Source organism: Staphylococcus sp. EG-SA-2, from assembly GCF_017152085.1.
Map to the genome: position 1 here is coordinate 1 of NZ_JACYHC010001341.1, position 588 is coordinate 588.

1 protein-coding gene is annotated in these 588 nt (G+C 34.4%); it reads left to right on the forward strand.

The window, feature by feature from the left end:
• The first annotated feature begins 84 nt into the window (after window positions 1-84).
• Window positions 85-585, forward strand: a complete 501-nt coding sequence (locus IDG60_RS21330) for a hypothetical protein (RefSeq protein ID WP_001795157.1) — start codon at window positions 85-87, stop codon at window positions 583-585.
• Window positions 586-588: the final 3 nt, after the last annotated feature.

Below are 588 nucleotides of genomic sequence, written 5' to 3' on the forward strand. Positions count from 1 at the left end.
ATCAACGTCCTATACTCTACAATGTCATATTAGCAGTCGTTAACTGAATGAAAATAAGCTTGTCATTAAAACATATAGATTTTAGTGACAAGCATTTTTGTTTTTGCGTACTTAAACAACACTTCAGGCAATATGTTGTTTAGGCAACAAATGATATGTGCGTGTTTATTGGCAAACGTACGACATAGTAGTATAGTATGTCTAAACAACATATGTTGCATAGTTGATATGCGTTGTTTAAATACTAAGATAGGAGGGATTGACGTGAGCGAGACAGATGAACCTCAGGGGTTTGAACGCACGCATAATATATTAAATATTAATCAGAGTAGTCTGGGTGTAGTGACATACATTACAAATAAATTAAAGTCGACGTTGAAGCAACACATAATAATTGCTCGTGGTAAAAAGCGAATCGACTATCGACTGTCGTATAACTTTTACACTACGTATTATGATAATGTAGAAATCAAGAAAATCGACTGTGAATATACCTATGCTATGCCCATTGCAATTTTAATAAGACACACGATGTCATTCGACAATGCTCATTTCTTTGCTCAGTTACGTCATCCTGTCTTATAAAAC